Annotated in this window: 20 protein-coding genes; 8 read left to right on the forward strand and 12 right to left on the reverse strand. The window is 37.4% G+C overall.

The annotated features are described in order from the left end of the window. Positions 1-16 precede the first annotated feature (16 nt). The 5 genes from ACIFOT_RS02665 to ACIFOT_RS02685 all read right to left on the reverse strand — a co-directional run bounded on the left by ACIFOT_RS02665 (position 17) and on the right by ACIFOT_RS02685 (position 3274). The gene (locus tag ACIFOT_RS02665) at positions 17-883 is read right to left on the reverse strand and encodes a patatin-like phospholipase family protein (RefSeq protein WP_430061388.1); all 867 of its coding nucleotides are present in this window, start codon (positions 881-883) and stop codon (positions 17-19) included. An 81-nt stretch (positions 884-964) separates the two neighbouring features. Beyond that, on the reverse strand, positions 965-1744 hold the full coding sequence (locus ACIFOT_RS02670) for an ABC transporter permease (protein ID WP_430061390.1): 780 nt from the start codon (positions 1742-1744) through the stop codon (positions 965-967). Further along, entirely contained in the window at positions 1741-2649 is a 909-nt protein-coding gene (locus ACIFOT_RS02675; protein ID WP_430061392.1) for an ATP-binding cassette domain-containing protein, read from the reverse strand. The genes ACIFOT_RS02670 and ACIFOT_RS02675 overlap by 4 nt, the downstream gene beginning before the upstream one ends. After that, the gene (locus ACIFOT_RS02680; RefSeq protein WP_430061394.1) at positions 2649-2846 is read right to left on the reverse strand and encodes a PLD nuclease N-terminal domain-containing protein; all 198 of its coding nucleotides are present in this window, start codon (positions 2844-2846) and stop codon (positions 2649-2651) included. Before ACIFOT_RS02680 ends, ACIFOT_RS02675 begins: the two co-directional genes overlap by 1 nt. Positions 2847-2950: 104 nt before the next feature. Then, on the reverse strand, positions 2951-3274 hold the full coding sequence (locus tag ACIFOT_RS02685; RefSeq protein WP_430061396.1) for a DUF4870 domain-containing protein: 324 nt from the start codon (positions 3272-3274) through the stop codon (positions 2951-2953). Between the two features lie 192 nt (positions 3275-3466). Here ACIFOT_RS02685 and ACIFOT_RS02690 point away from each other — a divergent pair, with 192 nt between their 5' ends. Both ACIFOT_RS02690 and ACIFOT_RS02695 read left to right on the forward strand, forming a co-directional pair. Next, the gene (locus ACIFOT_RS02690; RefSeq protein ID WP_430061398.1) at positions 3467-4594 is read left to right on the forward strand and encodes an amidohydrolase; all 1128 of its coding nucleotides are present in this window, start codon (positions 3467-3469) and stop codon (positions 4592-4594) included. A gap of 304 nt (positions 4595-4898) precedes the next feature. Then, a complete protein-coding gene (locus ACIFOT_RS02695; RefSeq protein ID WP_430061400.1) occupies positions 4899-5459 on the forward strand; it encodes a GNAT family N-acetyltransferase in 561 nt (186 codons plus the stop codon). 200 nt (positions 5460-5659) lie between these two features. Here the strand turns inward: ACIFOT_RS02695 and ACIFOT_RS02700 are convergent, their stop codons facing one another. Together ACIFOT_RS02700 and ACIFOT_RS02705 are read right to left on the reverse strand one after the other, a co-directional pair. After that, positions 5660-5818 (reverse strand): hypothetical protein, encoded by a 159-nt coding sequence (locus ACIFOT_RS02700; protein WP_430061402.1) that lies wholly within the window; start codon positions 5816-5818, stop codon positions 5660-5662. 114 nt (positions 5819-5932) lie between these two features. Beyond that, positions 5933-6703 carry an SDR family oxidoreductase gene (locus tag ACIFOT_RS02705; protein WP_430061404.1) on the reverse strand — a complete coding sequence of 257 codons (771 nt, stop codon included), beginning with the start codon at positions 6701-6703 and terminating at the stop codon, positions 5933-5935. 176 nt (positions 6704-6879) lie between these two features. Here ACIFOT_RS02705 and ACIFOT_RS02710 point away from each other — a divergent pair, with 176 nt between their 5' ends. The 5 genes from ACIFOT_RS02710 to ACIFOT_RS02730 all read left to right on the forward strand — a co-directional run bounded on the left by ACIFOT_RS02710 (position 6880) and on the right by ACIFOT_RS02730 (position 8801). Further along, entirely contained in the window at positions 6880-7122 is a 243-nt protein-coding gene (locus ACIFOT_RS02710) for a spore germination protein (RefSeq protein WP_430061406.1), read from the forward strand. 13 nt (positions 7123-7135) lie between these two features. Further along, positions 7136-7378, forward strand: coding sequence for a spore germination protein (locus tag ACIFOT_RS02715; protein ID WP_430061408.1), 243 nt, complete (start codon positions 7136-7138; stop codon positions 7376-7378). Between the two features lie 22 nt (positions 7379-7400). Next, the gene (locus tag ACIFOT_RS02720) at positions 7401-7877 is read left to right on the forward strand and encodes an Hsp20/alpha crystallin family protein (RefSeq protein WP_430061410.1); all 477 of its coding nucleotides are present in this window, start codon (positions 7401-7403) and stop codon (positions 7875-7877) included. A 72-nt stretch (positions 7878-7949) separates the two neighbouring features. Then, complete coding sequence (locus tag ACIFOT_RS02725; protein ID WP_430061412.1) at positions 7950-8429, forward strand: Hsp20/alpha crystallin family protein; 480 nt, start codon at positions 7950-7952, stop codon at positions 8427-8429. Between the two features lie 9 nt (positions 8430-8438). Continuing rightward, entirely contained in the window at positions 8439-8801 is a 363-nt protein-coding gene (locus ACIFOT_RS02730) for a hypothetical protein (RefSeq protein WP_430061414.1), read from the forward strand. 50 nt (positions 8802-8851) lie between these two features. Here ACIFOT_RS02730 and ACIFOT_RS02735 read toward each other — a convergent pair whose 3' ends face one another. Together ACIFOT_RS02735 and ACIFOT_RS02740 are read right to left on the reverse strand one after the other, a co-directional pair. Continuing rightward, positions 8852-9289 (reverse strand): FixH family protein, encoded by a 438-nt coding sequence (locus ACIFOT_RS02735; protein ID WP_430061416.1) that lies wholly within the window; start codon positions 9287-9289, stop codon positions 8852-8854. 12 nt (positions 9290-9301) lie between these two features. After that, positions 9302-9565: a hypothetical protein gene (locus ACIFOT_RS02740; RefSeq protein WP_430061581.1), complete on the reverse strand. Its 264-nt coding sequence runs from the start codon at positions 9563-9565 to the stop codon at positions 9302-9304. Between the two features lie 102 nt (positions 9566-9667). Here ACIFOT_RS02740 and ACIFOT_RS02745 point away from each other — a divergent pair, with 102 nt between their 5' ends. Further along, positions 9668-9913 (forward strand): DNA alkylation repair protein, encoded by a 246-nt coding sequence (locus ACIFOT_RS02745; RefSeq protein WP_430061418.1) that lies wholly within the window; start codon positions 9668-9670, stop codon positions 9911-9913. A gap of 34 nt (positions 9914-9947) precedes the next feature. On the opposite strand, the gene ACIFOT_RS02750 is transcribed toward ACIFOT_RS02745, so the two are convergent. The 3 genes from ACIFOT_RS02750 to ACIFOT_RS02760 form a co-directional block, all read right to left on the reverse strand. Then, positions 9948-10769, reverse strand: a complete 822-nt coding sequence (locus ACIFOT_RS02750) for a hypothetical protein (protein ID WP_430061420.1) — start codon at positions 10767-10769, stop codon at positions 9948-9950. 71 nt (positions 10770-10840) lie between these two features. After that, positions 10841-11761, reverse strand: a complete 921-nt coding sequence (locus ACIFOT_RS02755; RefSeq protein WP_430061583.1) for a CobW family GTP-binding protein — start codon at positions 11759-11761, stop codon at positions 10841-10843. 62 nt (positions 11762-11823) lie between these two features. After that, positions 11824-12078: a hypothetical protein gene (locus ACIFOT_RS02760; protein ID WP_430061422.1), complete on the reverse strand. Its 255-nt coding sequence runs from the start codon at positions 12076-12078 to the stop codon at positions 11824-11826. Between the last annotated feature and the right edge of the window lie 11 nt (positions 12079-12089).

Here is a 12089-nt window from a genome sequence, read left to right on the forward strand (position 1 = left end):
AAAAAGAAGAGTCCGATTAAGACTCTTCTTTTTTATGGATATATTCTAAGATGGTTTTCATTGATTTTCGAGCATCCTCGTACCCCTGATTATAAAGTTCTTCAAGTCTTCCAGGATTTCGTTCCATCCGGCCAACCTTAAGCGGCTGGGTGGGGCGAATTATCAGTACCCTGCCCTTTTTCTCTTCTTCCTCGAGATAGGCAACCGTTTCATTATAAACTTGGTATCGTTCCCTAAGCGATCGTTGCAATCCTTTATACTCAGGATACTTCCGATCAACAAGAAAGTGAAATTTTGAAGGCTTTTTCTGGTAGCCCGAATTTCTAGTTAGAACAACCACATTTTTCAAAAATCCATCCTGCTGTGCCTTTTTGATGGGGATTGGGTCAGTAATGCCGCCATCCAGTAATATTTTTTCTTTAAACCGTACTTCTGGAGCAATAAACGGAAGTGAACTTGAGGCACGTAATACCGTTAAAAAGTCCTTCCCGTACTCTCGTTTGGTAAAATAGACAGGCTGGCCAGTCATACAATCTGTTGTACCGACGACAAATTCGCCGGAACTGTTATAGAAGGCTTCATAATCGTATGGGACATGTTGGTTAGGAATCTCATCGAAAATAAAATCCATCCCAAAAAATTGACGATTCTTAAAATAATTTTTCCATGAAATATATCTAGGATCAGAAGCATATTCAATCGTTACAGTCTTATTTCTTCCTTTTTGCTTCGACAAATAGGAAGCGGCATTACATGCACCAGCAGATACGCCGATGACATAAGGAAAAAACAGCTCCTGCTCTAAAAAGTATTCAAGGACTCCAGCAGTATAAACTCCACGCATCCCACCGCCCTCTAATACCAAACCGACTTGATTTATCACACTGCTTCTTCCCTTCATCCATAGCTATAATAATAGTCATTATAAGATATATGCACCTATTTGCAAAACGAAATGACTCTGCTATACAGCAAGCTCTTTTTTCCGAAAAATCATAACACTTAATGCCAACAGAATGATGATACAGACTCCAGCCAACAAACCTGCTGGTAAAAGATACTCCGAAACTCCTTTATCTAACAAAAGTTCATTCGCATAGGACGTTAATTGAGCGGGGCTCCATTCAAGCCAGCTAGATAAAGTACTTGACACTATACTCACAATAATAACAACAGCTAATGAGATAAACCCAGCCGTTCCCGACGTCCTAAGCATAGAACTAAAAAATACAGTCACAGTTAATATAAAGGTAAACCACAAGGCATATAAGAAATAGCCTTGCAAAAATTCGCCAAACGGAACCCAATCAAATAATAAACCTGTATAATACCATGTTGCTAGACAACCAATAAAAAAAGAAAACCACATTATCAATACTCCCCCAGCCCATTTTGATGTTATAAAGGAAGTAAATGAAACCGGCTTTACCAAAATCATTGCTGCAACACCGCTTTTTCTTTCCGCAGCGATAATCCCCATGGTCGAAAGGACAATAATTAAAACACCTAGAGTGGTGTATTCCCCCAGTCCTTGCATAATTACCTCACGGGCCGTCGGCGTCGGAATCTTAATGACAGCACCTTCAGGCAAGCCCCCAAGTGAATCAATGATTTGCGGCATGTAATATGTGATTATTGGCTTCTGAACACCAATTAAGATAAAAGTAATTGGCATCCAAATCCATTTAAAGTTTCTCCACATTTCTAACAGCTCTTTTTGCAAAAGCGTCATCCACTGGCTCATTTCCTCACCACCTTCATAAAAACATCTTCCAGTGTAATTCTGCTAAGTTCAAATTTTTCAAGCGGCCAGTTTTTCTCTAAAATTTCTTGCAAAAAGATTTGTCTTGCACGCTCAATATCCTTAACGAATACACTGTTCCGTTTGCCATCAATATTCACTGATTGTGTTAATTCATGATTGGCAAAATAATTTTCAATTTCCTCCGATTTGGATTTAAAAATAAAGTCAATTTTTGCTTGCTGGTGGCGGTCACGAAGTTCATTCATTGTCCCGGACTCTACGATTTCTCCATTATGTAAGAACAATATCTCGTCACAAACCTCTTCGGCATCATTTAAAATATGGGTGGAGAATAGAATGGTCGTCTCTTTCTTTAACCCTTCTAACAGATCTAATACTTCCCTTCTGCCTAATGGGTCAAGGGCAGATACAGGTTCATCAAGCATAATCAACTCTGGACTGTGAATAAGTGCCTGGGCTATACCTAATCGCTGTTTCATTCCTCCGGAGTATTTTCCAACCCTCCGATTTTTAGCATCCATAATCCCAACAAGCTGCAATAATTCTATGGCTCGTTCTTTCGCCTGTTTGTGCTTTAAACCAGCAAGCTTTCCGGCATAGATTAGGAATTCAAGCCCTGACATCCATTCATAAAAAACAGGAAATTGTGGGAGATAACCAATGAAACGACGAATGTCCTCACCTTTTTTGGCATCGGTAAAAGTAATCGTGCCGGAAGTAGGTGCCATCAAACCGGATAGCATCCTTAATGTGGTTGTTTTTCCTGCGCCATTAGGTCCTAGAAGCGCAATACATCTTCCCTTTTCTAAGGAAAAATCCAGCCCTTTAATCACCTCCGTACCCTGGAAACTCTTTTTCAATCCAGATATTTGAATAAGGGACATTAGTTATTTCTCCTTCCAATCACAAAGTAAAGGATTGGACCAATAATATTTACAAACAAAATAATGATCACCCAAAGCCATTTGGGACCATTAGTTTTTTCAATCCTTACTAAATCAATAATAGAAACAATTAATAAAATAAGCTGAATAATGACGATTGGCAATAATATGGGTGTATATTGAGCTAAAGCATCCATTTTTAGTTCCCCCTTTGTTTTCTTAAATACATTTATATGACGTTTGAACTATAAAAACGTTCAAAAAACCCGGCAAATTTTTTTGCCGGGTTCACCATTTATATTTATTTAAGCAATCTGAAAATGAGCGGGAATTGATATTGATTTCCCTCGTACGCTTTCACAGCTGCAATAATTGTGAAAATAAAAGCCGCAATGCCTACTGCCCATAATAAGACAACGCCAATTAAAAGAAGTACCAATATTCCAGATATGACCGAGTAAACAAAATAAGAAATAGCAAAATTAAAATATTCTTTCCCATGATAATTGATGAATGATGATTCATCTTTCTTTATTAACCAAATTATTAAGGGTCCTAAAACCGGAAAAAATATACTTAGCACATATATCCCTGCGGCCAATAACCTTTCTTCACTCTTTACCATTTTTATTTCCCCCATTGAAAAAGTATTTTTCTCTCTACCTTACTATTTACGCTGTACACTATTAAAGGTTTCATTAAACACATCAAATTCCGCTCTTTTTTTGAAAAAGCCGAAAATTCCCTACTTTCCCTTAGGGACACTAGTTGGTAAAATAGATAAAATACTAATATTAAGTTTCAGAAAGGCTAAATTATGACGAACATACTTTTAAAAAATGCAACAATTTATCCGATAACATCAAAACCGATCAAATACGGTGATGTTCTCATAGAAGAAGGGAAAATAAAAAAAGTTGGCAAAAATATTGTTACTAATTCGAACGTTAAAATCATGGACTGCAGTGAATTATTTCTTTTTCCAGGCTTTATAGATGTTCATACTCATCTAGGACTTTACGATGAAGGTACGGGTTGGGCAGGTAATGATGCCAACGAAACGGCTGAAGCACTAACTCCCCATATCCGTGCAATGGACGGCGTTTATCCATTAGATCCCGCTTTTTCAGACGCTATTAAAAACGGCATCACCACGGTCCATATTATGCCAGGAAGTGCGAATGTAATTGGAGGAACTACTTCCGTCATTAAAACATCTGGGAAAAACATCAAAAAAATGATTGTTCAAGATGTTGCCGGATTAAAAATTGCTTTAGGTGAAAATCCGAAAAGAATACACAGCCACGGCAATAGTGACTCCATTACACGAATGGGTATCATGGGGATGCTTAGAGAGGCCTTTTACCAAGCGATTCATACTGATAACCCTGATGACTTACGAATCAGTCCATTAATCATGGCATTAAAAAGGGAGATTCCAGTTCGAATACATGCTCACCGTGCTGATGATATCATCACAGCGTTACGATTTGCAGAAGAATTTAATCTGGACTTAAGAATTGAACATTGTACCGAGGGACATTTAATAGCAGAAGAACTTGCAGGAATTGGTTTAAAAGTGTCTGTAGGTCCAACCCTGACAAGAAGGTCAAAGGTCGAATTAAAGAACAAAACCTGGAAAACTTATCAAGAATTGACTAATCATGGTGTTGAAGTATCGATAACGACTGATCATCCTTATACCCCAATCCAATACTTAAATATATGTGCAGGCATCGCCACTCGCGAAGGGTTACCCGAGCAAAAAGCACTTGAAGGTATTACGATTAATCCGGCAAGAAATTTAAGAATAGATCAGCATGTTGGCAGTATTGAAGTGGGAAAGGATGCTGATTTGGTGTTATGGAGCCATCATCCTTTCCATTACTTAGCAAAGCCAAAATGGACGATGATTGCTGGTGAAATGATTTATTCAGACCTGTAGAAGGTTGTAGAAAATTGGAATAAAATCTTGTTGAAAATGTGCTAAAAACCTATTTCTTTTTTTGATTATTTTTAGTATCATACACTAAGTAAGTCTGTTTTAAGTCCTGAAAAATTTGGAGGTTTATGGACATTCCGGTTTAACAAAAAATGATATAGGGAAGGCAAATGGTGCGCCACCAGTTTTTCTGGTTCTAGTGGGTTCGATTCCCACCCCGAAATTTTTTACGCAACTTTATAAAAAATTTCGAGGGTGGGCCGCTTCTTTTGACATGGGATCGGTATGCCCTAATGGAGGGATAATCATGCTAAAGAAACGTGATCTACATGACAGCCATACATTATATGAATTAATGACGCATCCAGATGTCTTCCCTTTCGTTCGCCAAAAAGCGGCTTCCTACGATGAATTCTTATTTATCACGAAACAAACGATTGAAGCAGAAGAGCGCGGAGAATTAATTTCCCGTACTATTCTTGATGAGTGGGGTACTCCAATTGGAACCATCAATTTGTTTGACATTGAAGAGAATGCCGGATTTTTGGGAACCTGGCTTGGAAAGCCTTATCATGGGCAAGGCTATAACAGCCCTGCTAAAGAGGCCTTCTTCCAAGAACTCTTTTATGAGTTAGGGATTGAAACTGTTTTTATGCGGATTCGAAAAATTAATATTAGGTCTATTAAGGCTGCCGAAAAACTTCCTTATGTTATAAAGGCAAATGAATCAAGAAAATCACTTTATGATCAATTGAATGCTAATGAGGAAGTATATGATTTATATGAAATTCCAAAAGACTTGTATACGCTGCATTTTCTCAGAAATGGGTCTTCTCAGGACGATTCTTCACATTTATTGGAAGCATAATAGCAATCGGTTAACACCGATTGCTTTTTTATTTGTATAAAAACTAGATCGTTGATTTACGCTTCAGGCGCGAGCGGTTCGCGGGCAGTCCGGGGAGTCTCGCGCCTTACGCTCCAATCAACTTAGTTATAATTTCAATAAAAAAAGACCAAGACGTAATATACGCCCTAGTCATTCATTTTAGTAATAAAGTTATATTATTAATCCGTTACATTTTGTTCCAGCGATTCATTTACCTCGCTAAGACCCATTTGGAGCAAAAATTCTTCTAATTCCTCATTGGTTAATGTTTCAAAACGGCCATCATGAAAAAATATTTGAGTTTGATTAGGATTAATTCTATTGATATTAAAACTCATTTTCTTTGCTCCTTTCATCGATGATTATTTCCTATTATCCACAAAATAACCGTTTTTAATTCCAGAAGATTAAATGTTTTAACAATTAAAAAAAGACCTGAATTTAAACAGGTCCTAGATCTTATGTATTTTGCCGAGGACGTCTATCCCGCCAGTGACTGGTATGATGCTTCCTGTAATAAAATCAGATTTTTCATCAGCGAGAAAGGTTATGACTCTTGCGATATCTTCTCCTGTTCCCTGCCTTTTGACAGTATTTTGATCGGCTGACAACACTGCTTCCTCTATTTTCTTTTCCTTCCATTCGTTAATGATATCTCCTGGACTAACCATATTGGCCGTTATTCCATTCTCCGCTTCTTCAATTGCGATCGTCCTCGTTAGTGAGGCTAAACCTGCTTTTGCAGCTGCAAATGTGGAACGATACACCCATCCAGGTGCGGTTTCGACACGGTCAAACCCGAGCGTGATAATCCTTCCCCATTTTTGCTGTCTCATTCCTGGAATGAACAGCTTTGATAAGTAAAAAACAGCACTCAAATTACCTTGCAGAAGGTAGTTCCATTCTTCGAAGGTATATTCGGTCATTTTCTTTCTCTCATGAATATACGGCCCGGCATTATGAACAATCATCTCCACAGTTCCATATTCAGTCAGAATTTGATTAACCATTCGAATGCAATCTTCCTTATTTGCAACATCCCCTTGAACTGCGATGTTTTTCGTACCAAACGTTTCCGTTAAATTTTGTGCTAACAAAACAGCTTCTGATTCACTTGTACGATAATTAATCACAACCTGATATCCTTTTTCTGCAAGCTTATAGGCGGTCATTTTTCCGATGCCAGAGGCTCCGCCTGTAATCAAAGCCGTTTTTATTTTCACGACCATTACCTCACTATTAAAAAAATTTCTCTCTTTACTATATGTTAAAAAGATTCATTTATATATGCAAATTTTAAACAAATGTACCCTTAAACAATCAGCACAAGTTTTAATAACGGATGGGCGAGTGTTTGCATAGTATGAGTGTGAGATATCAATAAAAAGGATGTGACAGGATGCAGACTGTAATCAACATTTTCAGCTTGAAAATTAACAGTGTCTCTAACAACGGGTCTGTCAACATCGGTGAAGCCCTTCATAATGCCCATACTGCCAATACAAAATCTCAGGGTCAAAATACTGCTTATGGTGATTTTGCACCTCCGAACGCCGCAATGGAAAATGTCTTTATTGATCCTGATGTCAATGATATGGGAGATATCGCAAATCCGTCGAACGTCTTTAGCAATCCGAGATAAAGGACTGAAAAAAATGCCTTTTCAGATAAATGTTTTTAATATTAAAACAAATTCAATCGCTAATAACGCCAATATTTCTCTGGGGCCTTCCGTCCAAAACAGCCATACAGCCAACCAAAAGTGGATTGGTGCGAATTTAGCACTAGGAGACTTATCACCATCAAGTTCCTGTTCCTTTAATGGATTCGTCGATCCTGACGTAAGTGATCAAGATCAAATCGCCAACCCTTCCTTCCCAATTTCGACTCAATTCTAGACTTTAGAGAGGATGAACAAAGATGTTCCCTTGGAATATTTTCCCTTTTAATAAAAATATGAAGGATACCATGAAAAATATGAAGCCTGAAGAAATTGAAAATTTTGTCCAGGATCTCATGCGAAAAATCATGCCTCAAAACATGATGGGAATGATGAACCCTCAGGATCTAATGAACGGTTTTCAATCTTCCGTTTCACAGCAACCGCAAATGACAGGAGTGTTAAATTCTGCTGCCTTTGAAACACATGATTTTGTATTTGTGAGAATTCCGCTTAAAAGTGAAGAATGGCTCAAACAACTCCGCATTTATCACACGTCTAACAAATTGATTGTTGAACATATTCCTGAGCAGGAAGATAAACATACCATAACCTTGCCGGCAATTGTCCGAAAGAAAGGGGCAGCAGCCAATTATAAGGATGGAGTCCTTGAGATTAAAATTCCCAAAAATATAGATATGCAATATTCACAAATCGACGTGACAGAAATCTTGTAGCCGTCGATTTTTTTTGCATGTTTTTGACAAGGAAAAATAAGATGAGAATAGGGATGATTAAAATGGGGTGGTATGATGGAAGTTGATAAATTAAAAAAATGGTTAGATGTGGCCCAGCAATTTCAATCCGAGAAATTTTGGAATCAAATTTTCAATGAAAATAATAGACCTTCTTCAAATAACAATCTTTCCTTAAATCCTCTATCAGCCGTAAATGAATTTTTCCCAAAATGTGATTTATACGAAACGGAAAATGAACTTATTGTCGAAGCCGAAATACCAGGGTTAGAAAAGGAACATCTCCAAATCTCCGTGCAGCAACAGATCTTGACAATCAAGGGAGAATTTAAAGCCTTACACCAAAATCGAAAATATTATATGAAGGAACGAGTAAGCCGCTCATTCAAAAAGGAATTAATATTACCATACCCGATATTCGTTCAAAAGATAAAATCTGAAATTCGCAATGGTGTATTAACCTTAACCATGCCAATGAACCGTGAGGAAGTCGAGGATATCCCTATCACCTTCGATCAATCCAATCCTGAATAGAGGGCTTTTATGCGATTTCTATTTCGCTTTTTTATCTCCAAAAAAGCTTTTTTACAAAAAATCACGGAATTAGAAAAAAAGATTTCCATCCTGGAAGCCAATTTACACGAATCTAAATCTTCCCCTGATGAAACCATCCAAAAAGAAAACCAGACGACCATTAAAATTGAACACCTTCAGGTTGATAAAATCATTATTGAACATTTAGATTATGCCAATAACTTTGGTCAATTAGGAATTAAAGATTTGTCAGGTAAATTAAATATTGGCACAAGCTATGAAGGCGATCTTACTAAATTAGTTGATGAAAAAATTGCAGAGAAGCTTTCAAAACAGGCTAAGGTAAACCTAAAAGCTAAAAAAGAAGATTAAGACAGCCATTGCGGCTGTCTTTTAATGTCCCTCTTTTTGCCCCTCCATGTTCATCCTTCCATGGAATCTTTCGCGTTGGGATCCTCTTTTTCACTAGGAGTTCCGACAACAAACTCTTTTTTAGGCATATTGTGCATATCCCTAGCTGTAACATGTGTAATGATATAGTACGTACCTTCTTGGTCAAACGATTTCTCAAGACGGTAAATGCCATTCTTTGGGTTTTTAATCGCGATTTTTTGATGCTTTTCATCCTTCGAACGCCAAATCTCAAATATCACTTCATCAGCATCATTAACCGCTTCCTTTCCTTGAGAAACTTTTGCTTCAAAAGTGACAGGCTGATTTAATTTTGCCGGTTCCGGATTGATTGATAAATTCACTTCCACCATTTCTGGCAGATCGGCTGATTGCTCCTCTTCTTTACTGCAGGACACAGCCACAATCAGGAATAGAATAGAAATAATACCGATTACAAGCTTTTTCATTATAGGTCACTCCTATCTTAATTCTTCCATCATTTCAATATGAAGCGCGATTAACTGTATTTTAACTTCCTCCGCAATTGTAGAATCGACAACTCTCTTAGTGGCGGAGTAGTATTTTTCATACTTGCTTTTCCTTATTCTAGGATGGGAGTTTTTGTCCAATAGCTCCCTTTTAAGGGCCTCATGTAATATTTCTTCACTACTTTTTTCACCCGGTGCTAATAACCGATTGTTCCAAATCGAGCGGTATTGTTCTAATAAAGCATCAAAATTCATAGGCAAAGATATCCCTCCTCTTTCCTGCCATTGCCATTGTTACATATTTACTATCATTATTGCAAAAAATAAATTTTAACAATATAAAGAAAGGAGAAAACTATGTCTACGCCCTATAAATGCCCAAATTGCAAAACAAATCGAAGCCGCTTTAATATTATTCAACAAGTCTCTCATTCAGTAAAGCTTGACCCTCATTCTGGTGCGGTTGTCAGGGAATATGGTGAAAATGAATTAGAGCCGTTTCACATCCCCTATAATGGACCTGAATATCGGATTCAATGCGCTGCATGCGGCCTGATTGAGGAAGAACGAACCTTTATAAAGTTTGGTGAGCAGCCAATATAAACGAAAAACACCTTATTTTTAAGGTGTTTTTCGTTTATTTTAGGCTGTTTTCTTTTAGAAAGTCCTCAGAATCCACTTTCCAAGCATCTGCTGGGGAAAAGCGAATTAAGTGAATGTTCCCATTGAATGATTGACTTCCCCTATTCTTAATAAACCAATCCACTACGACTGGTACATCTAAACTAATTTCCTCAGTTAAATCCTCTGGAGGAAGCTCCTCCATCCTAGAAATTCTAACATTTTCGACTTTAACTAAAATGGGCTTCCACTTAATATTTTGCAGAGAGGCCTCAGCAGTAATCTGTTTATCCTGCTGTTTAAAGCCGGCTATGTAGGCATTTATAACATCATATGGATTCGCTTTTCCTAAATAATCATCTAGTTTTCCAGATGCCTTCAACACCATGAGCATATGTGATAAATCCATTGAGTTGGTTCGGTGTGTTGTACTGCCATAAAAATGAATACAAAAATGTCCTGGAAAATTATTCTTAAGTGCTCCAGCTCCATGAGGCATTCCATGCATGGAGGCCCCAATCCATTGGTCTTTATGCATTACGATAATCGCACGCCGTTTCCAGCTCCATTTTCCCCCATAGATTTTCTTCATGATCTTTGTATCTTTAGTGGTTAAAGGCTGTACATCTGCATGATGACTACCTGCACGGCGCTGTACTTTAAATTGTTTCCCCGTTTCAATGTCCATGACGGTGAATTTGGTATACTTTGGTAAAATATGATTGACTTCATTCCAATTTAACATCTCTATTTTATAGCTAATATCTGTGGAAGCTTGAACACCTTGTCCATGTAGGAGGATGACAATTAATACGAATAATATCGATACTCTCTTCATGAAATCCCCCCTTAATGTGAATTTTTCTACATTAAAAGAGTTACCTGAAGAAGAAATTATCATGCATGGATTTAACGATTTTTCTTATCATTTTCAAGGATAAAAAGCTGTGTTTGAATTTGTGGCCAATCGATATTCTCCCCAATAAATACAAGATTTAACGGTAAATTCATATACTCCTTCATGTACAAAGGCATGCCATAGGAAAATTGAAAAAGAAATGGATGGTCTGAATACTCAAACTTGATATATCCTTTAATTCGATATACAGTATCAGGCAAACCTTTCAAAAATTCTTCAAATTCAGTCTGTCTTATTGAAGTAGTAAATTGGTAAACAAATGTGGTTAAATTTAACGGAATCTTCAGCGATTTTTTATCGAACGAAACAGTAAGATTTCTAAGTTGGGTTATGGAAACCTGAGAGTAATTCGTCAAGAGACATCTTGCCTTTGGATTGACAGCCTGCATTTCAAAAGTAATATTAGCCTGCTGGCCCTCCGTTAGTTCATTCATTTTGTTAATGAGAATGAAATCTGCATGTCTTACTTGTTCAAGGATGAGCTGCTGCAGCTGCGGACTTAGTGACTTTCGGTTGAGCCATCTTGTACCGTCGACAGTAGTAATGATCCCTTTTATGTCAAGCTTATCCGCAAACAACGGAGAAAGGATTGCATCTAGAACCTCTACAGGGTGTGCAGCCCCTGTTGTTTCAATATAGATAACCTCTGGTTTCTCATCTAATAACAATCCTTGCAGCTGTGCCTCAAGCTTATCTTGAATCGAGCAGCAAATACAGCCGCCCAACAATTCCTTTAAGGACACATCATTATCATCAATGGCATCCGAATCAATGGAGACCTTTCCAAGTTCATTCATCATCACTGCTACTTTTCTTCCAGTTTTCTGTTCATCCTCAAGCAATCGTTTTAACAACGTTGTTTTTCCACTTCCTAAAAATCCAGATAATATATAAACCTCAGCTTTTTTCATCATAAAATCCCTTCTTACCTTCTAAGATTCTTATATTATAGCTGAAAAAGCGGATGAAAAAATCATCCGCTTTTAAAAAGGTTAATTGCTTCTTTTAAAAGAACCGGTGCTAATGCAGCTAGTTCTTCCACTGATTTGTCAGCATTAATTAAAAAATCCTCCACCTTTTTTTTCGTTACTTCCGATAATCCATCCGAATATTTTATTTTTTGAATAACGGAATCCATTTCAGATTTGAATCCGTTATGAAAAAACGAGTTTAAAGGAGCGTAGCCTAAAAAGGAAAATAAAATTACAGCTATGCATAGCTTTCTCATGGTTCTAATAC

It is taken from the genome of Neobacillus sp. NRS-1170, from assembly GCF_050468025.1.

Excerpts from the sequence above, each read along its gene's own strand:
- ACIFOT_RS02670 (WP_430061390.1), bottom strand. The coding sequence starts at position 1,744 with ATGAGCCAGTGGATGACGCTTTTGCAAAAAGAGCTGTTAGAAATGTGG.
- ACIFOT_RS02675 (WP_430061392.1), bottom strand. The coding sequence starts at position 2,649 with ATGTCCCTTATTCAAATATCTGGATTGAAAAAGAGTTTCCAGGGTACG.
- ACIFOT_RS02680 (WP_430061394.1), bottom strand. The coding sequence starts at position 2,846 with ATGGATGCTTTAGCTCAATATACACCCATATTATTGCCAATCGTCATT.
- ACIFOT_RS02685 (WP_430061396.1), bottom strand. The coding sequence starts at position 3,274 with ATGGTAAAGAGTGAAGAAAGGTTATTGGCCGCAGGGATATATGTGCTA.
- ACIFOT_RS02690 (WP_430061398.1), top strand. The coding sequence starts at position 3,467 with ATGACGAACATACTTTTAAAAAATGCAACAATTTATCCGATAACATCA.
- ACIFOT_RS02695 (WP_430061400.1), top strand. The coding sequence starts at position 4,899 with ATGCTAAAGAAACGTGATCTACATGACAGCCATACATTATATGAATTA.
- ACIFOT_RS02700 (WP_430061402.1), bottom strand. The coding sequence starts at position 5,818 with ATGAGTTTTAATATCAATAGAATTAATCCTAATCAAACTCAAATATTT.
- ACIFOT_RS02710 (WP_430061406.1), top strand. The coding sequence starts at position 6,880 with ATGCAGACTGTAATCAACATTTTCAGCTTGAAAATTAACAGTGTCTCT.
- ACIFOT_RS02715 (WP_430061408.1), top strand. The coding sequence starts at position 7,136 with ATGCCTTTTCAGATAAATGTTTTTAATATTAAAACAAATTCAATCGCT.
- ACIFOT_RS02720 (WP_430061410.1), top strand. The coding sequence starts at position 7,401 with ATGTTCCCTTGGAATATTTTCCCTTTTAATAAAAATATGAAGGATACC.
- ACIFOT_RS02725 (WP_430061412.1), top strand. The coding sequence starts at position 7,950 with ATGATGGAAGTTGATAAATTAAAAAAATGGTTAGATGTGGCCCAGCAA.
- ACIFOT_RS02730 (WP_430061414.1), top strand. The coding sequence starts at position 8,439 with ATGCGATTTCTATTTCGCTTTTTTATCTCCAAAAAAGCTTTTTTACAA.
- ACIFOT_RS02735 (WP_430061416.1), bottom strand. The coding sequence starts at position 9,289 with ATGAAAAAGCTTGTAATCGGTATTATTTCTATTCTATTCCTGATTGTG.
- ACIFOT_RS02740 (WP_430061581.1), bottom strand. The coding sequence starts at position 9,565 with ATGAATTTTGATGCTTTATTAGAACAATACCGCTCGATTTGGAACAAT.
- ACIFOT_RS02745 (WP_430061418.1), top strand. The coding sequence starts at position 9,668 with ATGTCTACGCCCTATAAATGCCCAAATTGCAAAACAAATCGAAGCCGC.
- ACIFOT_RS02750 (WP_430061420.1), bottom strand. The coding sequence starts at position 10,769 with ATGAAGAGAGTATCGATATTATTCGTATTAATTGTCATCCTCCTACAT.
- ACIFOT_RS02755 (WP_430061583.1), bottom strand. The coding sequence starts at position 11,761 with ATGAAAAAAGCTGAGGTTTATATATTATCTGGATTTTTAGGAAGTGGA.
- ACIFOT_RS02760 (WP_430061422.1), bottom strand. The coding sequence starts at position 12,078 with ATGAGAAAGCTATGCATAGCTGTAATTTTATTTTCCTTTTTAGGCTAC.